22 protein-coding genes are annotated in these 22282 nt (G+C 61.5%); 16 read left to right on the forward strand and 6 right to left on the reverse strand.

Features of this window, described 5'->3' with window-relative positions; translation table 11 throughout:
- Positions 1-391: 391 nt before the first annotated feature.
- Entirely contained in the window at positions 392-1972 is a 1581-nt protein-coding gene (locus Q8O35_RS05555) for an alkaline phosphatase (RefSeq protein ID WP_305571496.1), read from the reverse strand.
- Positions 1973-2365: 393 nt separating this feature from the next.
- Between Q8O35_RS05555 and Q8O35_RS05560 the strand changes: the two genes are divergently transcribed.
- From Q8O35_RS05560 to phoU, 8 genes are all read left to right on the forward strand, one after another.
- Positions 2366-3634, forward strand: coding sequence for an NRAMP family divalent metal transporter (locus Q8O35_RS05560; protein WP_305571498.1), 1269 nt, complete (start codon positions 2366-2368; stop codon positions 3632-3634).
- Positions 3635-3649: 15 nt separating this feature from the next.
- Entirely contained in the window at positions 3650-3829 is a 180-nt protein-coding gene (locus Q8O35_RS05565) for a hypothetical protein (RefSeq protein WP_305571500.1), read from the forward strand.
- A gap of 24 nt (positions 3830-3853) precedes the next feature.
- Positions 3854-5125, forward strand: a complete 1272-nt coding sequence (locus Q8O35_RS05570; RefSeq protein ID WP_305571502.1) for a magnesium transporter MgtE N-terminal domain-containing protein — start codon at positions 3854-3856, stop codon at positions 5123-5125.
- Positions 5126-5421: 296 nt separating this feature from the next.
- Positions 5422-7119: an EAL domain-containing protein gene (locus tag Q8O35_RS05575; protein ID WP_305571504.1), complete on the forward strand. Its 1698-nt coding sequence runs from the start codon at positions 5422-5424 to the stop codon at positions 7117-7119.
- Positions 7005-7775: a GGDEF domain-containing protein gene (locus Q8O35_RS05580; RefSeq protein ID WP_305571607.1), complete on the forward strand. Its 771-nt coding sequence runs from the start codon at positions 7005-7007 to the stop codon at positions 7773-7775. Before Q8O35_RS05575 ends, Q8O35_RS05580 begins: the two co-directional genes overlap by 115 nt.
- 128 nt (positions 7776-7903) lie before the next feature.
- Positions 7904-8590: a response regulator transcription factor gene (locus Q8O35_RS05585; RefSeq protein WP_305571506.1), complete on the forward strand. Its 687-nt coding sequence runs from the start codon at positions 7904-7906 to the stop codon at positions 8588-8590.
- 231 nt (positions 8591-8821) lie between these two features.
- Positions 8822-9580, forward strand: a complete 759-nt coding sequence (gene pstB / locus Q8O35_RS05590) for a phosphate ABC transporter ATP-binding protein PstB (protein ID WP_305571508.1) — start codon at positions 8822-8824, stop codon at positions 9578-9580.
- 8 nt (positions 9581-9588) lie between these two features.
- Positions 9589-10254 carry a phosphate signaling complex protein PhoU gene (gene phoU, locus Q8O35_RS05595; RefSeq protein WP_305571510.1) on the forward strand — a complete coding sequence of 222 codons (666 nt, stop codon included), beginning with the start codon at positions 9589-9591 and terminating at the stop codon, positions 10252-10254.
- Between the two features lie 359 nt (positions 10255-10613).
- Here phoU and pstA read toward each other — a convergent pair whose 3' ends face one another.
- From pstA to Q8O35_RS05610, 3 genes are all read right to left on the reverse strand, one after another.
- Positions 10614-11429 carry a phosphate ABC transporter permease PstA gene (gene pstA, locus Q8O35_RS05600; RefSeq protein ID WP_305571609.1) on the reverse strand — a complete coding sequence of 272 codons (816 nt, stop codon included), beginning with the start codon at positions 11427-11429 and terminating at the stop codon, positions 10614-10616.
- Between the two features lie 120 nt (positions 11430-11549).
- Positions 11550-12440 (reverse strand): phosphate ABC transporter permease subunit PstC, encoded by an 891-nt coding sequence (gene pstC, locus Q8O35_RS05605; protein ID WP_305571512.1) that lies wholly within the window; start codon positions 12438-12440, stop codon positions 11550-11552.
- Between the two features lie 129 nt (positions 12441-12569).
- Positions 12570-13424 carry a PstS family phosphate ABC transporter substrate-binding protein gene (locus tag Q8O35_RS05610; protein ID WP_305571514.1) on the reverse strand — a complete coding sequence of 285 codons (855 nt, stop codon included), beginning with the start codon at positions 13422-13424 and terminating at the stop codon, positions 12570-12572.
- Positions 13425-13660: 236 nt separating this feature from the next.
- Here Q8O35_RS05610 and phnC point away from each other — a divergent pair, with 236 nt between their 5' ends.
- The 5 genes from phnC to Q8O35_RS05635 all read left to right on the forward strand — a co-directional run bounded on the left by phnC (position 13661) and on the right by Q8O35_RS05635 (position 17793).
- Positions 13661-14461: a phosphonate ABC transporter ATP-binding protein gene (gene phnC, locus Q8O35_RS05615; RefSeq protein ID WP_305571516.1), complete on the forward strand. Its 801-nt coding sequence runs from the start codon at positions 13661-13663 to the stop codon at positions 14459-14461.
- Between the two features lie 40 nt (positions 14462-14501).
- Positions 14502-15359, forward strand: coding sequence for a phosphate/phosphite/phosphonate ABC transporter substrate-binding protein (gene phnD, locus Q8O35_RS05620; RefSeq protein ID WP_305571518.1), 858 nt, complete (start codon positions 14502-14504; stop codon positions 15357-15359).
- A 2-nt stretch (positions 15360-15361) separates the two neighbouring features.
- Positions 15362-16159: a phosphonate ABC transporter, permease protein PhnE gene (gene phnE, locus Q8O35_RS05625; RefSeq protein ID WP_308735276.1), complete on the forward strand. Its 798-nt coding sequence runs from the start codon at positions 15362-15364 to the stop codon at positions 16157-16159.
- Entirely contained in the window at positions 16156-17172 is a 1017-nt protein-coding gene (locus Q8O35_RS05630) for a phosphonate dehydrogenase (RefSeq protein WP_305571520.1), read from the forward strand. The genes phnE and Q8O35_RS05630 overlap by 4 nt, the downstream gene beginning before the upstream one ends.
- A gap of 207 nt (positions 17173-17379) precedes the next feature.
- Positions 17380-17793: a DUF6326 family protein gene (locus tag Q8O35_RS05635; RefSeq protein WP_305571522.1), complete on the forward strand. Its 414-nt coding sequence runs from the start codon at positions 17380-17382 to the stop codon at positions 17791-17793.
- A gap of 242 nt (positions 17794-18035) precedes the next feature.
- Here Q8O35_RS05635 and Q8O35_RS14820 read toward each other — a convergent pair whose 3' ends face one another.
- On the reverse strand, positions 18036-18254 hold the full coding sequence (locus tag Q8O35_RS14820) for a transposase (RefSeq protein ID WP_371133099.1): 219 nt from the start codon (positions 18252-18254) through the stop codon (positions 18036-18038).
- A gap of 595 nt (positions 18255-18849) precedes the next feature.
- Here Q8O35_RS14820 and Q8O35_RS05640 point away from each other — a divergent pair.
- From Q8O35_RS05640 to Q8O35_RS05650, 3 genes are all read left to right on the forward strand, one after another.
- Complete coding sequence (locus Q8O35_RS05640; protein ID WP_305571524.1) at positions 18850-19203, forward strand: TraR/DksA family transcriptional regulator; 354 nt, start codon at positions 18850-18852, stop codon at positions 19201-19203.
- A gap of 12 nt (positions 19204-19215) precedes the next feature.
- A complete protein-coding gene (locus Q8O35_RS05645; protein WP_305571526.1) occupies positions 19216-21165 on the forward strand; it encodes a hypothetical protein in 1950 nt (649 codons plus the stop codon).
- A gap of 125 nt (positions 21166-21290) precedes the next feature.
- Entirely contained in the window at positions 21291-21698 is a 408-nt protein-coding gene (locus Q8O35_RS05650) for a hypothetical protein (protein WP_305571528.1), read from the forward strand.
- Between the two features lie 168 nt (positions 21699-21866).
- Here Q8O35_RS05650 and Q8O35_RS05655 read toward each other — a convergent pair whose 3' ends face one another.
- Entirely contained in the window at positions 21867-22274 is a 408-nt protein-coding gene (locus Q8O35_RS05655) for a hypothetical protein (protein WP_305571530.1), read from the reverse strand.
- Positions 22275-22282 lie beyond the last annotated feature (8 nt).

Consider the following 22282-nt stretch of genomic DNA (forward strand, 5'->3'; position numbering starts at 1 on the left):
ACCCCGGCTCAAAGATTTATTAAAAAATGCTCTATGACTGAGTGTTAGGTGGTTATTGCATCGGTATAGCGCGTGAGACGATGGCTGTTGGCTCAAGTTGACGCAATGGAGCTACCTCAAGACCAATGATTCCCCTTTGAGTGTAGACCGGTATAGAAATATCACATTTAATTCAGGGCTATTGTCAACTTGCCATGTCGATAGTCCCTGCATGCGCGGGACACATATGATGGTTGAACAGCGACTTGAAGCAGTGCGAAACGGGTTTATTCAACCTTACACCAATGCCGCCCCCCTCCAAGGAAGTCACCACGCCCCATCCCCACAAGAGACGTCCACATGAGTGAACCAATCGTGGCGAGGCACGGGATGGCCACCCGGCCGCTTTCCTCTACACAATATGTCGACGGAACATGCCCACGCCTTTGACTTTTGCCAAGATGAGGGGCCGCGCCTGGGCCAGAGACATGGTGGGGTTCTTGTGGGTCACGCCGAAGGCGCGGCACATGACGTCAAAGAGTGCTGTGTTGTCCACCAGACGGTCCAGGCCGAGCTCCTTGGCTTGGTGGCCGTAAGCGAGGAGAAGCTGGTCTTCGGCAGTGTGGTTGCAGGAGGTGAAGCCCACGTTGCCCCGACGCAAAGACGGCGCGCCTTTGGACGGGTATGCGCTGTGGGCCAGGATTTTCCCGATAGTGGCGTCAGGCTGGTAGATGAAGTCGCCAGGGAATGGTTTGTAACCAGGTTGCATGGATTCGTGGATGAGCCGCGCCTCGTCCAAGTTGATGGGAAAGCCCGACATCTCGGCCACGAGTTGTTGTATCTCGCCCACGCTCTTGTCCTTCATGCGCTTGATGGTGGCCTCGAAGGAGGCCTTGCCGGCACGGTAGGAGCGCAGGGCGCTGGTGGCGTCGTTATACTCCGGCCCGGTTCCGTTGACGCCCCAGCCGGAGTTCCCGTGGTCCGAGGTGACGATGACCAGGGTTCGCGGGTTGACCTTGAGGAAGGCGTCGATGACGCCCAGGGTGTCATCCAACTCGATAGTGTCCATGATGGCTGACCAGGCATCGTTGGAGTGGCTGGCGTGGTCGATGCGCCCGGCCTCCACCTGAAGCAGGAAACCGTCGGGATTCTTGGCTAGGCGCTTCAGGGCCGCAGCAGTCATCTCTGGCAGGGAGGGCTGGGAGCTAAGCGCCGAGTCGTTCAGGCGGTCCACATGGTAGGCGATGTGCGAGGGAGAAAACAGACCCACCAGAGGCCTGGCGTGCGTTGGCGCGGCCAGAAGCGAAGCCCGGTCGGTAACGGTGTCATAACCAGCCTTGGCGAATCCAGCCAGCAAGTCGAGTCCGTCCTTGCGCTTCTTGGCGTCGAAGTGGGTGCTGCCGCCGCCCAGGAGCACATCGGGGTTGAAGGCCAGCATCTCACTTGCAATGGCGTCCTCACTGTCGCGGTCAGGCTGATGTGAGATCCAGGCTGCCGGGGTGGCGTGGGTCACGCGGGTGGTGGTGACCAGGCCTGTGGCCACGCCACGCGGCTTCACCAGCTCAAAGATGGTCGTAAGCGGGCGGCCGTCTGGCAGCACGGACAAGGAATGGTTGACCGTCTTGACCCCGGTGGCCCAAGCTGCCGAGGCCGGAGCCGAGTCCGTGACGATGCTCGACAGGCTGGCCGTGGCCATGTAGCCCACGGAGGACTTGGGATCGCGCAGGCGGGCATACAGATTGGAGTCCGCCCGGCCAAAGACCCCGGTGCGGATTTCGTGCATGGCGCGCACCACGCCCAGGGGCATCCCGTCGCCCACCACGAAGATGACGCCGGGCCCCGCCGCGCGCTCGAAGCCGTCTCCCGCCGTCTTGCCCGCGCCCTGGGCCTGCCCGAGCATCATGCCCGGCGCCAGCGCCGCAAGCACTCCTGTTCCCAAAAGCCGCAGCAACTCGCGTCTGCTCAGTCCGTCCTGCTGTGTGTCTTCACGCATATCCGGCTCCTCCGTGGTCTAGCGGTGTTCCGAAGCATGCTAGCCCCGCAACAGGGCGCCAGTGTGACGGGAGGGTGAAAAGTGCATGACGGTGAAGACCAGCCGCCCGTGCAGGGATAGCTGGCCTGTTCCTTCGGACCGACTTGGTCTTCAAACGTTCGCCAGCGGCGGAGCCACCGTCCACCTGCGGTCGGCACGTTTTCGTCACGGAAATGTTGCACAAAGACAGTAGACGCTCCGCGCGGTCGAGGCCTAATCCTTGAACGCCTTGGAACCGCCCGCTCCCCTTGGTGGAGATCCCAGGCCAGGCCCTGGACCGCCTAACCGGTCCCGTTTCCACGAGCCCCACCGACAAAGAATACTGGCGGCCAGGGGTGGCACATGGAGGTTCTCATGAACATCTTCACCAAGCTTTTCTACATGTTCCGCCGCAGTTGGAAGGCCCTGCGGCTCTTCCTCATACTCTCCGGTCCTGGCCTCGTGGTCATGATTGCCGACAACGACGCCGGCGGCATCACTACGTATGCCGCCACGGGCGCCAAGTACGGCTACAATTTCATCTGGTTTCTCATCGCGCTGGTGCCCGTCGCCTACTTCGTGCAGGAGATGACCGTACGTCTGGGTGCGGTGACCAAGCGCGGGCACGCCGAGGCCATCTTCGAGAACTTCGGTGCCTTCTGGGGCTGGTTCTCGCTCATCGACCTCGTCTTCTGCGACTGGCTGACGCTCATCACCGAATTCATCGGCATGACCGCAGCCATGGGCATCTTCGGGGTGCCCCCCTGGCTGACCATCCTCGGCGTCATCGGCATCATGGGCTTCATGGTGCTGAACGGTCGCTACTGGACCTGGGAAAAAATCACCATGGGCTTCTGCCTGCTGAACCTCATCTACATCCCGGCGGCCTTCTGGGTGCGGCCGGACACCTCCGCCGTGCTCGCAGGGGTCATTCCCAATCTTCCTGGCGGCAAGTTCGACAACCAGCTCTTCTTCTTCCTCATGGCCAACATAGGCACCACCATCGCGCCCTGGATGATCTTTTTCCAGCAGAGCGCCGTGGTGGACAAGGGCATGACGGAAAAGGATATCCCCTTCGGCAAGTTCGACACCCTGCTTGGTTCCATCCTGACCGTGGTGGTGGCGGCCTTCATCATCATTGTGGTGGGCACAGTGCTGCCGGGCATGGAGATTGACGACGCAGCCCAGGCCTCCAAAATGCTCATGGGAACCCACGGCTATGCCGGAACGTTCATGGCCATCGGGCTCTTCGACGCAGGGCTCCTCGGCGCCATCTGCATCTCCCTCGCGAGTTCCTGGGCGCTGGGCGAGATCTTCGGCTGGGCGCATTCGCTCAACAACAAGATCAAGGAAGCTCCCTGGTTCTATGCCGCCTACTTTCTGGCCCTTGTCACCGCCGGCGGCGTGGTGCTTATCCCCGGTGCCCCGCTGGTGCTCATCACGCTCTTCGTGCAGGTGGTGGCGGTGACGCTTCTGCCCGCCGCCCTGGTCTTCCTGATTCTGCTTTTGAACGACGAAAAGACCATGGGTGCATACAAGAACACGCTCTTTGAAAACATCGTCAACATCGGCATTGTCTCGGTCATCGTCGTGCTCTCCTCGCTCTATGCGGCCAGCGCGCTGTTTCCGAGCCTGTTCGGCTAGCCAGGGAGGCTGACCATGTTCAAGAACTTCATGCGCAAACACTTCCGGAAGATCAACGAGATCAACGAGAAATACGCCACGCCGAGCCTGGTCATGTCCCGCCCGGTCAAGGTCTGTCTGTTGCTCCTGCGCTGCTACCTGCTGCTGCTGGTGGGCCTGCTTCTGTACAAGTTCATCACTGTGCTGACGGCGTAGCCCAGCATTATAAGGGAGAACATCATGGTCCAGCAGAACAATTCTACCTGCACCGAGCAGGCCTATTCCCTTTCTGACCTCCTCGGCCTGAAGGTCGTATGGAACGGCAAGAAGATCGGCAAGCTCGACGATATGGTCATCCGTGAGACTGAGGTCTTGCCGGAAATCACCGACATCATCGTCCGCCGCTCCTTTGGCTACAAGTCGCTGTTGGTCCCGTGGTCCGACGTCGAGATCGGGGAGCGGGAGGTCGCGGTGAGCCTGGAAAGCATTGAAAGCCGCGAGAAGGACCACTTCGACGGCCTGGTGCTTTTGCAGGATCACATCCTGGATAAGAAAATCGTAGACCTTGAGGACCATGAGGTCGAGGTGGTCTACGACGTGCGCCTGTGCGGCCGCAGTGGCAAACTGTTTGTCAGCGGCGTGGACTGCTCGCGCCAGAGCTTCCTACGCCGCATCGGCCTCAGCCGCCTGGCCAGCTTCATCAGCGACCTGGCGGCCACCCTCAAGGATGAGCCCATTCCCTGGAAATTCGTGCAGCCGCTCTCACATGAGCTGGGCCGTTTCACTGGCAGCCTCAAGCTCAACATCCTAAAGGACAAGATCCATGAGATCCACCCTGTGGACCTGGCCGACATCCTGGAGGAGATGGAGCACGATCAGCGCCTAGCCATCTTCAACGCATTGGGTCTGGAAAAAGCTTCCGACACCCTGGAAGAGATCGAACCCCGCGTGCAACGCGAAATCATCGAAAGCATCGGCGACGAGATGGCCGCCGACCTTATTGACGAAATGACCCCGGCCCAGGCTGCGGATGTGCTTTCGGCCCTGCCGGCCTCCGATGCCGACGACATCCTGGCCCTGATGGACGAAAAGGACCATGTCGAAAAGATCGAGTCGCTCATGGACGACCACGACAAGGATATCGCCGACTTCGCCACGGACAGCATCATCACCTTTCCGCCCGAGACCAAGGTCGACGAGGTCTTTCAGCAATTCCGCGAGGTCGCCCGCGACAAGGACGTCATCTGGTACGTCTACGTCCTCTCCGGCGACAACCGTCTGCTCGGAGTGGTCAATTACCATTCGATTCTGCGCGCAGAGCCCTCCCAGCGGCTGGACGCCATCATGACCACCGGCGTCAAGAGCTTGGCCCTTGGGGACACCCTCAAGGACGCCGCAGCCATGTTCGAGCGCTATGGCTTTCGGGCCATTCCCGTCCTGGACGAAAAGGATGTGATCCAGGGCGTGGTTCCCTACCGAGACGTCATGAAGCTTAAGCATACCTATGTATAGCAAGCGGCCACGCGGTGCTGATGTAGCCCTCTCGCATTAGGTCAACTCCTACAGATCATCCCTCCCCAGGTATTCCTGGCCATGGGCGGGAGCAACCGGCACTACCGCTAGCCGCAAGCTTCGCGCTCCACCTACGCCCGGACGGACATGTTTCTCCGGGCGTTTTCCATATTTTCTGTACCCAATGCTTTCCAGGTTGTCACAAGGGCGTCACACAACCGTCGTCGGGACATACTATCTCCACGCGAGACATACACGTCACATACACCACACAGCCAGATCCCCCGAGGTCCGCAATGATCAAAACCGTTTTGCACCTGCTACGCAATGGCAAGCATGCGCCAGCAGCCGACACTGGCGCTCCTGACCTGCGCACAAACCGCCTGCGTGAACTCGTGCGCAATGGGCAGGACTTCGACATCCTGCTCATCAACGTGCGCGACTTCCCCCTGTTGCGCGAACTTTACGGCAACGACCTGGCTCAGGAGGTCGAGGCGCAGCTCACTGCCGTGCTCCGCCGGGCCGTCAGCGAACGCCTGCATGTGGTGCCATTTTGTATGACGCTTGAACCTGGCGAATACCTGCTGGGCTGGCCCAGCCAAGGAGATGATCCGCGCACTCAGCACGACACGGCTTACGAGATCCGACTCCTGGCTCAGCGCGAGGCCAACGCGCACCTATTGCGCTGGGCCGGGCGTGAGCTGGACCTGGGATTCGGCTGCGCTCGCCACACCGTAGCCAAAGGCCAGGACCGCGAGGCCCGGCTGTTCCAGGCCGTGAACGAGGCCCGGCTGCGCGCCAAAATGCGCCTGGATTTAAGCCAGCTCTCCCTGTCCACCGAATTCAATGCCATTTTGCACAACCGGGACGTGCGCGCGGTGTTCCAGCCCATCGCAGACTTCACCACCGGCACCATCCTGGCCTGGGAGGCCCTCGCGCGCGGCCCCGAGGGCACGGCCTTTCAGTCCCCGGCCATGCTCTTTGACTTTGCCGAGCAGTCCGGCAAGCTCTTCGCCCTGGAACGCCTGTGCCGCGAAAAGGCCATCAGCACCCTGGGACTCATAGCCCCTGGGCAAAAGCTCTTTCTGAACATCCATCCCAAGACCATGGCCGACCCGAATTTCACCCACGGCAAAACGCTGGAGCTGCTCGAAACCGTGGGGCTCGCCCCGGAGAACATTGTTTTTGAGATCACCGAGCGGCACAGCATCACAGAGTTCGCCCTCTTCCACCGCACGCTGGACCACTACCGCAGCCAGGGCTATCTGGTGGCCATCGACGACGCCGGGGCCGGGTATTCCGGGCTCACCTCCATCGCCCAGATCAGGCCGGATTTCATCAAGATCGACATGAGCCTCATCCAGGGCATCGACAAGGATCCGGTGAAGCGCGCGCTCATCGAAACCTTCGTCACCTTTGCCGACAAGATCGGCTCCAAGATCATCGCCGAGGGCATCGAGTCACAGGCCCAGGCCGCCTGCCTCATCGACATCGGCGTGCATTACGGTCAGGGCTACTACCTGGCCAAGCCAGCCACGCCCAAGCCCTCCCTGGCGCTCGACACCACCTATCTGCGGACCCGTCAGGAGCAGACGCGAATCAGCACCTCCTGCCTCATGCCTATCGGCAATCTTGTGGAGGCCGCGCAGGTGCGCCCGGCCGGGATGCTCGTGCCCGACGCCCAGCAGTGCTTCGAGTCCACACGCCAACATACCAGCATCGTGATTGTGGACGAGGAGAGGCCCATCGGCCTGGTCATGGAATACCAGCTCAATCGGCAGCTCTCCGGGCAGTTCGGTTCGGTTCGGCCCTGTATGCCAAACGGCCCGTGGAGGCCATCATGGACCGCAGCCCGCTCATCGTGGACGAGGCAACGCCCGTGGAGCAAACGGCCAAGGCCGCCATGCAGCGCGAGAAGATCAAGGCCTACGATGACATCATCGTCACCAGCCAGGGGCGGGTGTTGGGCATCGTCACCGTGCAGCGGCTTCTAAGCACCCTGGCGAGCGTCCAGGTGGAGATGGCCAAGGGCACCAACCCGCTCACGGGCCTGCCCGGCAACGTGACCCTGGAGCAGGAGGTCGAGGCCAGCGTGGCGGCCGGGAAATGCTTTTCCATCGCCTACGCCGACCTGGACAACTTCAAGGTCTACAACGACACCTATGGCTTCAAGAACGGCGACCGGGTCATCAAGCTGGCCGCAGACCTGCTGGACCACAGCGTGCGCCGCTATGGTGACGCCACGGCAAAGCTCTTTCACATCGGCGGGGACGACTTCGTTTTGATGAGCAAGCCAGAACACGTGGAGCGCATCTGCCAGGCCACTACGCGCAGCTTCAAGCGCCTCATCCGGGGCTGCTACTGTCTGGAGGACCGCACGCGCGGCGAGGTCATCGCCACGGGCCGCGACGGCGTGGAGCGAACCTATCCACTGGTGTCGCTCAGCATCGGCATCCTGGAGATCGGCGGACCCTGCAGTCTCCAGGAGATCGGCGAACGCGCCGCGTATGTGAAGAAATACGCCAAGTCCCTGCCCGGTAATGTGTACGCGAGGGATCGCAGGCAACCGCTGGGCACCGAACAACTGCCCGGAAACGGTCAGGGAGTCTGCGCCGAACCTGCCCCGCTCAAGGAAGACTCTGCAGCCTGATCCGGTGTTGCGGAACCTTTGCCCCGACGTAACGCCAAGGTAACAATGGGCGCCCCGGAGGGGTCTAAGGTGAACGCAATTGCAAGTAACGCTGCCTTTCATCTCATTCATAACGGGGAGCTTAGCTCATGGAACAGCGGCGAGTCATGGTGGTGGAGGATCATGCGGAAACGTGTGAGCTCTTGCGTTACAATCTCACCGCGGCAGGCTTTGAAGTGCGCACGGCGCTGGACGGAAAACAGGCTCTAAACGTCATGGACCGCTGGCGTCCTGACCTCGTGCTGCTCGACCTGATGCTGCCGGAAATGGACGGCTTTGAAGTTTGCCGCACGCTCAAGCAGATCCCTTCCTTAAGCGCGGTGCCGGTGATCTTTCTCACCGCGCGCACCGATGAGGTGGACCGCGTTGTGGGTCTGGAGCTTGGAGCCGAGGACTATGTGCTCAAGCCCTTCAGCACTCGCGAACTCCTTCTGCGTATCAAGATCGTGCTGCGCAGGACAAGTTCGGAACATGACGAAAACTCGGACACTTTCCAGCGCGAAGGGCTCATGGTGAACTTTGCTGCTCATGAAATGTTAGTGGACGGCGAAAAGCGCGTGTTGACTGCCACCGAGCAGAAGCTGTTCAAGGCCATCGTGCAGAGCCGGGGCCGCGTGCTCTCCAGAGACAGGCTCCTGGATATGGTCTGGAATACGGAATTCGAAGGGACTTCGCGCACCATTGACACGCACATGCGCCGCTTGCGGGTCAAGCTGGGCCACTATGCCGACTGGATCGAGACCTTGCGCGGCGTGGGATACCGGTTCAAAGACTGAAATGCATTCCCGCCAGCAACTATTGCGCCCTTCTCTCCTCCCTCGCCGTGCGCCATGAGTGGCTGGTACTCAAGATCAACGCTTGCGGGACCTTGCTCCCTGTGCTTCGTCACCGAATTGTCACATTCTCGTGTCCCTGATGTTGCGCCCAAAGAGTATCTTCACCCCGCAGGCAACGGCTTGGCGGGAAAGTGTCCCGCTTGGCCCTGACCGGCAGAGCACGGAGAGCCCATGCCCAACATAAAGATTGCTTCACAGTCCCTGGACTTCCACTACGGGGCCTTCCAGGCGCTGCACCAAGTGGACCTAAACTTTGAGGAGCACCAGGTCACGGCGCTCATCGGCCCCTCGGGCTGCGGCAAGAGCACCTACCTGCGCTGCATCAACCGCATGAACGACCTCATCCCCGGCGCGCGGGTCGACGGCCGGCTCACCCTGGATGGCGAGGACATTTACGCCCCCGGCGTGGACGTGGTGGAGTTGCGGCGGCGCATCGGCATGGTATTCCAGAAGCCCAACCCCTTCCCCAAGACCATCTACGAGAACGTGGCCTACGGCCTGCGCGTCAACGGCGTGAAGGACAAGCGCGTGCTCGACCAGAGCGTGGAGTCGTCCCTGCGCGGCGCGGCCCTTCGGGACGAGGTCAAGGACCGCCTGGAGTCCTCGGCGCTGGGCCTTTCCGGCGGCCAGCAGCAGCGCCTGTGCATCGCCCGCGCCCTGGCTGTGCGGCCCGAGGTCCTGCTCATGGACGAGCCCGCCAGCGCGCTCGACCCCATCGCCACCCAGAAGATCGAGGACCTGATCCACGAGCTCAAGCGCGACCTCACCATCATCATCGTCACCCACAGCATGCAGCAGGCCGCGCGCGTGTCCGACCGCACGGCCTTCTTCTATTTAGGCAAACTCATCGAAGAGGGCGACACTCGCACCATCTTCACCCGCCCGCGCAACAAGCAGACAGAAGACTACATCACCGGCCGCTTCGGCTAGGGGGACACATGCAGCAGCGCATCCATTTCACCCAGAAGCTCGACGAACTGCGCATGCAGCTCATCCGCATGGCCGCCCTCACCGAGAAGGCCGTGCACGACGCCACCCGCGCCTATCTGGAGAACGACACCGACCTGGCCGAGAGCGTGGTCATGAACGATGCGGCTGTCAACGACATGGAAGACGCCATCGACACCTTCAACTTGGAACTGCTGGCCTTGGACCAGCCCATGGCCAAAGACCTACGCCTCATCATCGGCTCCATGCGCCTCACCGTGAACCTGGAGCGCATCGGCGACGAATGCGTGAACCTGGCCCACCGCACCCTGTTTCTGTCCACTCGGCCGCCCCTGCCAGCCAATGCTCGCATGGAGCGGCTCTGCGCCCATGTGCAGGATATGCTGACCAAGGCCGTGCGTGCCTTTGTGGACGAAGACACGGTGCTGGCCGGGGAGATCTGCGCCATGGACCACACCGCCGACGAACTGTCCCTCAAGGTGCTCAAGGAGGCCATCAGCACCATGGTCGAGGAGACACGGATCGTGGAGCGCAGCGTGCATGTCATAATGGCCTCACGGCACCTGGAACGAATCGGTGACCTAGCCACCAACCTTGCCGAGGCCGTCATCTTCATCAAGGAAGGCCAGAACGTGAAACACAGGTGCAAGGGTTAGAGAAGTCCCTCCGGTCAAACTACATTCAAGCGGCCTGGCCTGGAGCGTCAACTCTGGGCCAGGCCGCTTGTCGTGCAGACTTGGTAGGGCATGGAGCATCTTGTTGCCCATGACGAGGAACAGGAGGCGCAGAGCTTCTTGCACCCGCACAAAGGCACATTGGTGGACAGTTTCGCACCTTGTGCGTGGTGGAGATGCTGGCCGCAGTTATGCCGAAGATGAGAGGGAGGCAGCTTGGACCAACCCGAGGATGCGCAGCTTGCAGGCAGAGAGCCTGTCAGCGAAGTGTCCGGGGGGGCATCTGCCCTGGCAGTGGGAAGCCTGATGGCTGTACGGCTGAAGCCTCTTTGTTTTGCCCGTTACCGCTCCCCCCGTCTCTGCAGCCAGGCGCGCAGGAAGATGGCGAAGAGGTTCATGCCCAGCACCAGGGCGATGAGCACCAGCGCCGTGCCATACTGGATGGGCCGGGTCTTCTCGATCTCCGTGCCCGCGGTGGCCAGCACGTAGATGTGGTAGGGCAGGGCCATGACGTCGGAGAACATGGAGGTCGGCATCTTCGGGGTGTAGAACACCGCCGCCGTGAACATGATGGCCGCGGTCTCGCCCGCGGCGCGGCTGATGCCCAATATGGAGCCGGTGAGGATGCCCGGCAGGGCGCTGGGCAGCACCACCCGCCAGATGGTCTGCCACTTGGTGCCGCCAAGGGCCAGGGAGGCCTCGCGGTAGGTGGCCGGGACGCTCTTCAGGGCCTCCTCCGTGGTGCCGATGATCACCGGCAGGCACAGCACGCCCAGCGTCAGCCAGCCAGCCAGGAGCGACACGCCGAGATCGAGCACCGTGACGAACAGTCCCAGGCCGAACAGGCCGAACACCACCGAGGGCACGCCCGCCAGGTTGTTCACCCCCAGGCGGATGACGCGCATGAACTTGCCCGGCTGGGCGTACTCGTGCAGGTAGATGGCGCTGGCCACGCCCAGGGGCAGGGCCACGGCCATGGCCCCCAGCGACAGCAGCACCGTGCCCACGATGCACGGCCAGATGCCGCCCTCGGTCATGTTGTTGCGCGGGACCTCGGTCAGGAAACTCCACGAAATGGACGACAGCCCGTTGACCAGCAGGAAGCCGATGATGACGGCCAGGGCTGCGGCCACGATGAGGATGGCGCCGCGCAGCATCAGGAAGGCCAGCCACTGCTTGGTCTTGCGCACGCGGTCGCGGCCCGTGGTCACGGACAGGGACCGGCGCGGGGGCGTGGGCAGGGAGACGGTCGCGTCAACGTTCATGTTCGCCTCGCTTTACAGGCTGGCCGAGCCGGTCTGGCTGTGCTTGTGGGAGATGTTGTCGGCCAGGATATTGAAGCAGAGCGTCACCAGGAAGAGCACCATGGCCGTGGCGAAGAGCGCATGGTAGTGGTGGCCGCGAAACGGCGCCTCGGCCATCTCCGCCGCGATGCTCGCGGGCATGGGCCGCACCGGGCTCCAGAGCGAGTCCGGAATCACCGCCGCGCCGCCCGCCACCATGAGCACCACCATGGTCTCGCCGATGGCCCGGCTCATGCCCAGGATGACGGCGGTGCCGATGCCGGAGAGCGAGGCCGGGATGGTGACGCGCGCAAGCGTCTCCAGGTGGGTAGCGCCTAGGGCGAAGCTGGCTTCCTTGAGTTCGCGCGGGACGGCGTAGATGGCGTCCTCGCTGACGCTGGCGATGGTGGGCACGCTCATGAAGGCCAGCATGAGCGCGGCGTTGGCCAGGTTCAGGCCCACGGGGATGTCGAGAAATTCCTGGAGGAACGGGGCCATGACCACCATGCCGAAGAAGCCGATGACCACCGAGGGCAGGCTCGCCAGCATCTCCACAATGGGCTTGACCACGGCGCGCACGCGTGGGGAGGCGATCTCCGCCAGGTACACGGCGGTCATGACGCCAAGGGGGATGGCCACCAGGGAAGAAAGGGCCGTCACCGCGCCGCTGGCCACGATGAGCGGCAGGATGCCGTAGGCCGGGTTGGCCTCGTCCGTGGGGTACCAGTCCATGCCCAGCAGGAAGCCCTTCACGCTGACGAAGCTGAAGGCGGGCAGGCCCTCCATGAACAAAAAGACCATGATCAGCGCCAGCACGGCCAGCGAGGTCACGGCCGTGGCCATGAAGGCCCGTTTGATGAGGATTTCCCTGGTGCTGCGGCGCATGGGCGAATCTCCGGTCTCTTGCGTTTCGACCCCTCCGCCCGAACCCGGTCCGGATGGGCCGGGCCGGGCTGGGAGGAGGGGTCCCAAAGGAGGAAGGTCGAAACGGTCTTGGCGCTCGGGGAAGCGTTGTTACTTCTTGGCCTTCTTGTCCGCCTTCGCGGCCTTGGCGGCCTTCAGGGGCACATAGTCCACCGAGGCAACGATCTTCTGGCCCTCGTCGGAGAGGATGTAGTTCACGAGCTTGGCCACGTCGCCGGTGGGCTCGCCGTTGGAGTAGAGGTACAGCCCGCGGGAGATGGGATAGGTGCCGTTGAGCGTGTTTTCCACGCTGCCGCCGACGCCTTCCACCGTTACGGCCTTGAGGCCCTTGTTCTGGGTGTAGGCCAGGCCCACGTAGCCGATGGCCGACTTCTGCTTGGACACGGTCTGGGCCACGGCGCCGTTGGAGGCCTGCATCTGGGCGCGGGCGTAGACGCGCTCCTTCTTCAAGACGTGCTCGTTCCAGTACTCGAAGGTGCCGGAGGAGGAGTCGCGGGAGACCACGGAGATGGGGCCGGCTGCGCCGCCCACGTCCTTCCAGTCAGTGATCTTGCCGGTGTAGATGTCCTTTAGCTGGTCCATGGTCAGGTTCTTCACCGGATTCGAGGGGTGCACGATGGGGGTCAGACAGTCGTAAGCGATGATGATCTGTTTGGGGTTCACACCCTTATCCTTGGCCTGCTTGATCTCGGACTCCTTCATCTCGCGGCTCATCATGGCCAGCGGGGTGCTGCCGTCGATGAGGGCCTTGGCGCCGTCGCCGGAGCCGGAGGCGGAGATGGAGATGGACACGCCCTTGTTCTTGGCCATGAAGGCCTCGACGGCCTTCTGCATGATGGGCTGGACAGTGGTGGAGCCCTTGACCGGGAGGTCGCCGGCGAAGGAGACGGCGGCGAGGCCGAGCACGGCCAGGGCGGCGAGTGCGGCGGAAAGAAGACGTTTCATGGATGAGCCTCCGAAGGGGTTGATGTTTACGCTTGCACGGAACATCATAAAGCCCCGCCATGTGACGGTTGTGTGACGGCCCGGCAAAAGGTGGGTGACGCAGGAAAGACGGCCGTATTATTCTTGTTGGCTCCTCTGAACAGGTCTGCTGCTATTGTCACATGCCTGTGACTCTGCCGTCATGACTCCTTGGAGTTCAGAAGCTAGGGTTCCTCCCATGCAAGGAGGGCTTCCATATGCTCACGATCCAAGGCCTCACCAAAATCTACCAGGCGCACACGGCGCTATATCCCACGGATCTTACCTTTGAAGCCAGCCGTTTCAGCGTTCTCCTCGGTCCCTCAGGGGCCGGAAAATCAACCCTGCTGCGGTGCCTGAATCAGCTCACCGTTCCGACTGGCGGAACGGTGGAGATTGAGGGGATAGGGTCTATCGACACCGCCTCCAAGCGTCACGCACTGCGCTGCATGACAGGGTTCGTTTTCCAGCAGCACCAACTCATCTTTCGCCAGACGGCCCTGGCCAACGTCCTTAACGGTCGCCTTGGCTGCACGCCGCTTTGGAGGAGCCTGCTCCCCTGGTCGCGCAAGGATGTCACCGACGCTCTTGGGTGCCTTGAGCGCGTAGGGCTACTGGATTTCGCCCTCACGCGCGCCGGCAGGCTCTCGGGCGGCCAGCAGCAACGCGTAGGCATCGCCCGCGCCCTGGCTCAGAAGCCGCGCATCATCCTGGCTGATGAACCTGTGGCCAGCCTGGATCCCGCCAAGTCAGAGGAGATTCTTGAACTGCTCCTGAAGATCTGCCGGGAGGATGGCATCTGCACGGTGGTGAGCCTGCATCAGGTGGACCTGGCCCGGAAGTTCGCCGACAGGGTCATTGCCCTCAAGGACGGGCGGGTTGTGTTCGATGCTCCGCCAAACGAGTTGAGCGAAAGCGCTCTTAAAGAGATCTACACTTCTGGCGGTGATGTCTCGTCACAGCCCGAGGAAGAGACCGGTGAGAACGAGCTTGCCGTCCTTGAGGCCAAGGCTGCCTGAACCACCATCCGAAACCTTCTAGCAAGCCATGAGGGAATCCATGAAACGCATCGCATCGCTTCTGCTTGTCGGCATGAGCCTCATCCTTGGCACCCATGCCTTTGCCGCCAACCCTGATCCGGGAACGCTCAAGGTAGCCCTGCTGCCGGACGAAAGCCCCAGCACCATCATCAAGAACAACCAGGCCCTCAAGGACTATCTGGAGAAGAGTCTGGGCAAGAAAGTGGAGTTGGTGGTCACCACCGACTACTCCTCCATGATCGAGGCCATGCGCCACGGCCGCCTCGACCTGGGCTTCTTCGGTCCCCTGTCTTATGTTCTGGCCAAATCCAAGAGTGACATCGAGCCCTTCGCGGCCATGCAGAAGAAAGGCAAGGCCACCTATCGCGGCGTGGTCATTGGCAGCATCGCTTCCGGGGTGAACAGCATCGAGGACATCAAGGGCAAGAAGATGGCCTACGGGGATACCGCGTCCACGTCCTCGCACCTGATCCCCAAGTCCATCCTCAAGGCCAAGGGACTGGAGCCCAAGCGCGACTATGAGGAGCACTTCCTGGGCAGCCATGATGCCGTGGCCCTGAACGTGCAAAACAACAACGCCCAGGCGGGCGGGCTCTCCGAGTCCATCTTCAACATGCTCGTGGAAAAGGGCACCATTTCCTTGAAGAAGGTCAAAGTGCTGGCCGTGTCCAAGGAGTTTCCCGAATACCCCTGGGTCATGCGCTCCAACCTTGCCCCCGCCCTCAAGGAAAAGATCAGGGCCGCCTTCACCGGCTTGAACGATCCGGCAGTGCTCAAGCCCTTCAAGGCTGACGGGTTCGTTGCCATCACGGACAAAGACTACGATGTGGTGCGTGACCTGGCCAAGATTCTCAACCTCGACCTGGCCAAGATGTAGCAATGTCCAAAACATATGAATTCACCATCGGTGAACTGAGGCGGGAATACCTGGCAAGCCTCGCCAAGGCCGGACTGGGCATGCTGGCGGTTGGGGCTTGCCTTGCGCATTCCGGTCTGTTCGACGCCCAAAGGCTCATGGAGGCTGGCCCGGCCTTGGCGGACCTCCTGGGCGAAATGATGCCCCCGGATTTCAGCAACTGGGCGAATTGGGGCATGCCGCTGCTGGACACACTGGCCATGAGCGTGGCCGGGACCTTCCTGGCCGTGTGTCTGTCGATTCCCCTGGGCTTTCTGGCGGCCGCAAACGCCTCGCCGCATCCCGTGGTCCACCGCCTCGCCAGGGGGGTGCTTAATTTCCTGCGTTCAGTGCCGGAGTTGATCATGGGCATCGTGTTCGTGGCGGCTGTGGGGTTCGGGGCGCTCCCGGGTGTGCTGGCACTGGGGCTACATTCCGTGGGCATGGTGGGCAAGTTCTTTGCCGAATCCGTGGAGCACTGCGACAAGCGTGCGGTGGAGGCCATCCGGGCCACAGGCGCCACTCCCATGCAGGTCATGCTCCACGGCATGCTTCCGCAGGTGCTGCCCCAAATGGCCGACATTGCCGTGTACCGCTGGGAATACAACTTTCGGGCGTCTACGGTCATGGGAATGGTCGGCGCAGGGGGCATAGGCTTCCAGCTCATGGGTTCGCTGCGCCTCATGCAGTACCAGGAGGTGGCCGCGCTCTTGCTTGTCATGCTTGTCATGGTGACACTTGTCGATGCGCTGGGCTCTTGGCTCAGGGGGAAATTCGCATGAAGGAAAAACCGCTCACCGTCATCACGCACTGGATACACCCCGAAGTGACCGAGTATCTGACGCAACACTGCCGCCTCCTGCTGAACGACACCCGCGAAAGCCTACCCAGAAAGGAATTGTTCTTGCGGTTGGCCCAAGCGGATGCAGCCATGATGTTCATGCCTGACTGGGTGGACCAGGAGCTCCTAAACCACGCCCCAAGACTCAAGGTCATCGGGGCGGCGCTCAAAGGCTTTGACAACTACGACGTGGAGGCCATCACCGAGCGCGGTGTATGGCTCACCAACGTGCCGGACCTGCTTACTGTGCCCACAGCGGAGCTGACCATCGGGCTCATGCTCTCGCTTGGACGCAATTTCCGTCAAGGGGACCAGATAGTCATGGGCGGGAACTTTCACGGTTGGCGGCCCACTCTCTACGGCACAGGGATACAGGGATCAACCGTCGGCCTCATTGGGATGGGCAGGCTCGGGCAGGCTGTGGCGGGGCGGCTCCAGGGCTGGGGTGCCCGGCTGCTGGGGCACGATGTCTGCCCTCTTGGGCCGGACCGGGCTGCGGAGCTCCACGTGGAGCAGACCGGGCTGGATGACTTGCTGCGCAGGTCGGACTTCGTCGTTCTGCTTACCCCGTTGGCCCCTGGTACGCGGCACCTGCTCGGCGCGGAAAAGCTTGCCCTTGTGCGGCCAGACTGTCTGCTCATCAACGCCGGACGAGGCTCCTGCGTGGACGAGGCCGCTGTGGCGGCGGCGCTACGCCAAGGCCGACTGGCGGGATACGCGGCGGACGTCTTTGAGTTCGAGGACTGGGCTCTGCCGGGACGTCCAAATGCAGTGAACTTGGCCCTACTTGATTCGGAATTGCGAACAGTGTTCACTCCGCACCTTGGCTCGGCCGTGGAGCATGTCCGCCTGGAAATCGCCATGGAGGCGGCTGAGAATATTGTGGAGGCCCTTCAAGGCCTCAGACCCCACGGCGCGGTCAATTCCCCCATACATGTGTCTGTCGGGGCTTAGAGCCTATCCGTGAATAGTTGTTACATTTCTCAACCAAACGATTGCTTCGGCCAGGTGAAGAAATGCCGGGGGCTTTTGGGAACTTGGCGCATTTTTCGCCACCTCCGTCATTTTCAGTGCGTACAATATGTTGCCTCGTCACATCGCATCAGGCACAGTGCGACAGTATTTATCTGAACCACCAACCCTGTATCGCGAGGGCAGCAGATGCGAAGCGTGGAATCAACTCTTTCGGGGTTGTGGATATTCGTAATGTTCAATTACCTCTATTGCGACGTTGTGATGCTTATGGACAATGACATCCTGAAGCAGTTTTTATCTGGCCGTGTTGACGGAACGCCAATCACCAGGGAATTCCTGTTCGGGGCAGCCATATTGATGGAGATCCCCATCGCCATGACCATCCTGACGAAAGTTATGCGGCACAAGATGAACCGCCTAGCCAACCTCTTCTCCGGGACGCTTATGACCGGCGTCCAGTCTGCGACGCTCTTTACTGGGACGACACCTTCTCTTTACTATATCTTCTTCAGCGCCATCGAAATCGCATGCACAGTATTCATCGTCTGGCTGGCGTGGTCGTGGCGCGAGCCCGACCAGTGCCAGACGGCGCAGACCTAGAACCTAACCGTAAATTGCTGTCACTTTTCCCCACCAAGTTTTTGCTGCGGCCAGGTGAAGCAAGGCCTCGAAGCTATCCGCTAACTATTTTCATCGAACCAGGAGCTTCCTGAACCGATTGAGCCAAGAGTGCGTCACCTCGAACACCCAACATCGATTCTTTCACGAACGCCCAGGCCATGTTTCTTCCAGAAGAAACATGGCATGAATCCCCTCTCAGCGATTGCTCTTTGCGCTGGATCTCAATCGTGGCCCTTGTCGGCATAGAGGCATACCATGCCTTTGCCTGCCGTAGTTAAAATTACCGTTACCATCAGTCGTGTAAGCTGGGTTACTTCATGCCTGTTCGCTCCGGTTACGATGATCGACAGTGGGGTTCCACTCTCGTCCACCAACACCTGCCGCTTGCTTCCATTTCTCCACCCGGTCCTTTGATTTCGCCCGACGGATTCTTGAGCCAAAAGAGCCTAACCATTGAGCCTTTGATGCTTTGCCACACCCTGGCGACACTTTCCATGTCGTCGTACTCTGCTAGCCCAACTTGCCAGAGCTGCAAGAATAATCCAGCGTTGAGCTACTTTCGGAAGTGTTTGCGCACCGAACTTGCGTTGCCAAACTGCTCCTTGGGAGGAGCTTTCTACTGGTAGCCTTCTGCGAAACACGAACACGATGCCCTCATGCCTTTTACGGGGGTCCATCGACTATTTCCCCGTCTTGCCTGCGATTGTCGCTTCCCTCGTCCAGACCCTTACGCGCAGGCATCAGCGGTCCAACATGCCCCCAGAACTCATCAGACACCTCGCCATGAACGGACTTTCCATGATGCACATCCGCTCTGAATTATAGGAAAAAAAGAATACAGTGCCATTTGATTACGGATAAGTTCTTGGCTCGGCAAACTTCATTTCAGCCGCCCCTCACTATTCGGTGCCCCCATAAAGAGGACAATTTGTTCCGCTGGCGTCACACAGAGGAAACCTGCCCGCGCAAACGTCATGCTAGACATTCTCTGCACACCGGAAAAGACCGGCTCAACCGCTACCTACGGAGGAGACCATGCTGGAGATGTTGCGCAAACGCCTGCTTGATGCCCTCGATGGCTGCCGCGTGCGGCCCTGCCCCGACGCCGAATTGGACGAGCAACCCCGGCTCGACGCCTGCGCCGATGAGAACGAATTTGCCTCGCGCGTGGTGGAGGTGGGCATGCAGATCGCCCTGCGGCGCAGGCTGGAGGAGCGCCGAGGCGAGATTGAGGCCGCCCTCAAGCGGATGGACACCGGTTGCTACGGCGACTGTGAGGAATGCGGCGAGGAGATCGGCCTTGCGCGGCTCATGGCCAACCCTACCGCCCAGCTTTGCGTGCATTGCCAGGCCGACAATGAACGCGGCCGGTTGCGCCGTTGCGCATGACCAGGAGGCTCTGTGATCCCAGACGCCTTTCGTATCGATCTGCACGTCCACTCCAAGTTTTCAACGCGTCCCTCCCAATGGATCCTGCAGCGCATGGGGTGCCCGGAAAGCTTCACCGAGCCCATGCGCATCTACGAGATCGCGCGTGCCCGGGGCATGGGCATGGTCACCATAACCGACCACAACACGATCAGCGGCTCGCTTGAGATCGCGCACCTGCCAGGGGCCTTCGTCAGCGAGGAGATCACCACATACTTTCCCGAGGACCGCTGCAAGCTGCACGTGCTGGCCTACGACATCACCGAGGCCCAGCACGCGGAGTTCCAGCGCCTGCGCGAGAACGTCTTCGACCTTGTGCCCTACCTGCGCGAGGAAGGCATCGTGCACGTGCTGGCGCATCCTCTGTTCGCGGTCAATGACCGTCTGACCCCGGCGCATTTCGAGCAGTGCCTGCTGCTGTTCAACATCTTCGAGCTGAACGGCTCGCGCGACGAGTCCCAGAACGCCTTCCTGCGCCAGGTGGTGGAGGCGCTGCGGCCTGCGGACATTGAGCGTCTTGCCGAAAGGCATGGCATCGAGCCCTCTGGTCCGGCGCCCTGGATCAAGAGCCTGGTGGGCGGCAGCGACGACCATTCGTCTCTGTCCATCGCCCGCAGGCACACCGAGTTCGACGGCCCGGCCACGCTGGCGAACCTGCTTGACGGCATCCGCGAAGGCCGGGGCCGGGTGCTGGGCGGCACGGCCACGCCCTGGGCCATGGCCCACAATCTTTACGGCATCGCCTACCAGTTCTACAAAAGCCGCGCCGGACGGCTGCCCCGCAGCCACGCCTGCATGCGCCTCGCGGACATTCTGCTCGACCCCGCCAGGGCCGGGCGCGAGGTCCGCGCCACACCTCTGGAGCGCCTCAAGGACCGGGTGCGCACCGCCCTGTACGAGCGCCTGGCCGACAAGGATTCGCCCCAGGCCATGCTGCTCTCCGAGGCCACGCGCACCATCCAGGCCGACCCGGAGCTGGCCGCCGCTGCGCGCGGCAGCGTGACCCGCAGCGTGCCGCCCGAGGAATTGTGGCGGCGCTTCGTGCGGCGCGTTTCGGACCGGCTCCTGTCGCGCTTCGCCGACAAGATGCTGGCCTCGGTGCGCAGCGCCAACATCTTTCAGCTGTTCCACGACGTGGCCTCGGCGGGCTCACTTTACGCGCTGCTCTCGCCCTATTTCCTCTCAAGCGAACTGTTCGCCAGGGAACGCAGCTTCACCGGCATGTGCATGGAGACCTTCGGCGTGCGTCGGCAGAATCGGAGCGGCGGCGAACTGCGGGTGGCGCATTTTACGGACACCTTCGCAGAGATCAACGGGGTGGCCCTGACCATCCAGCAGCAGATCGCCCTGGCCAAAAAATACGGCAAGGACATGACCTGCGTGACCTGCACCAGGGGCGCGCCGATGGAGGGGGCCAAGAACTTCGAGCCCGTGGGCTCCTTCGCCATGCCGGAATATCCGGAGCTGACCCTGGCCTATCCGCCGTTCCTGAAGATGCTGGCCTGGTGCTTCGAGCAGGACTTCGACTGCATCCTCACGGCCACGCCGGGCCCCATGGGCCTGGCCGGGCTGGCCATCGCCCGCATCCTGAAGATTCCCGTCTACGCCCTGGCGGAGATCGTGGAGCTGGCCTCCCGCGCCGCCGGGGAGGTGCGCGGCATCGCCCAGTCCGCGCGGGAGCAGGCCCAGTCCGGGCGCGAGGTGAGCCAGTCCATGGAGGACATGCGGCGCATCAGCGAGGAGACGAGCCAGGTCATGGAGGAGAGCGCCCGGGCCGTGAGCGAGCTGGCCCAGCAGGCGCGCAACCTCGCGGGCATCGTGGACGAGATCCGCGCGGATGCGGGCGAAGATCCGGGTGAGCATGCCCGCGGCGACAAGGATGTGGCTTCGCTCAAGCCCGCTGTGTTGCGCTCAGCTGCCTAGCCGTGTGTTCGTGTTTGATGCGTCTTCCGAAGGAGAGTTCCGTGCTGGGCACTGGCAAAGAGTGGGGACTGTTGTGAAGGCAAATGAGAAGGCCTTCTTGGCCGTCGCCAGACTTGCTCTGATCATTGATTGGCCCCTATGGTAACGAAGAGCCGAAGTGCCGCTGGGTTGATGATTTCCCGCATCTATCTCATGCCAAGACAAAGGAAGAAGGAACTCGCCGGTTAACATTTGCACCCGTCTCGGAGCAACGCTGCGGCGATGGCCATCGCGATGGCTGCGGCAGGAAAGAAAAGGACGAGGCAGAAGCGGTTCTGCCGCGCCTTCGCATCCTTGACAGCCGCCATCTGGATACGTTCAAGATAGCGAGCCCAGGCGTTCAGATCGAAAAACACGAACTTGTCGACTTCGCGAACAATCCCGAGCTATTGGAATCTAAGCGGTACTTATTGCGCCAAGCACGGAACGTGCGCAGAGGCAAGCCGATCTTCTCCACAGCAGCAGGGAGCCGCAGCTACCTGCCATCCTTGTAGATTGTAGTGTAAGTGGGCATGACAAGCATCTGTTTCTTCATCATGTTTTCCTCAAATTTGCTGAATGTGCCATCCGTTAGCTGAACCGTACCCACCAGACTTAGTAGCAGGTTAGTGGGATGCACTGTGAGTGGTTTTGCGTGTCCGCCCCTGTTGCTTTGCTTGTTGTTATGGCTCCGGTCCCCACACGGTTACGGGCGACAGGGCCTGAAAGGCTTTTCCGACGGCTATCTCAAGCCGGGCTGCGTCGAGCTGCGCGAGATATGTCTCCTCGGTCATGCGCCCGTCGACCATGCGCTGCATCTGCAGGTACAGCACTTTGTCCTTTTGCCGAACGGCGAACAGTACGCCATCCGCTTCCGTCCCCAGACATGGCTGCGGCTTGCCACGGGCGAGCTGGCCCCGACGGAAGCAGTCGAGACATGCCTTGAGCGTGGCCAGGCTCTCCAGATCAGAGCATGAATACCCCATGAAGTTGGCTGCCACCCTAGTCCAGCGTCGCTTGCCCTTCGCCTCGTCTGCGACACCGGCGGTGATGGAGAGCTTGAAGCCATCCTTGTCGTACGTGAGCGACATCTATACTC

Source organism: Humidesulfovibrio sp. (assembly GCF_030689645.1).
In the GTDB taxonomy this organism is placed as follows: domain Bacteria; phylum Desulfobacterota; class Desulfovibrionia; order Desulfovibrionales; family Desulfovibrionaceae; genus Humidesulfovibrio.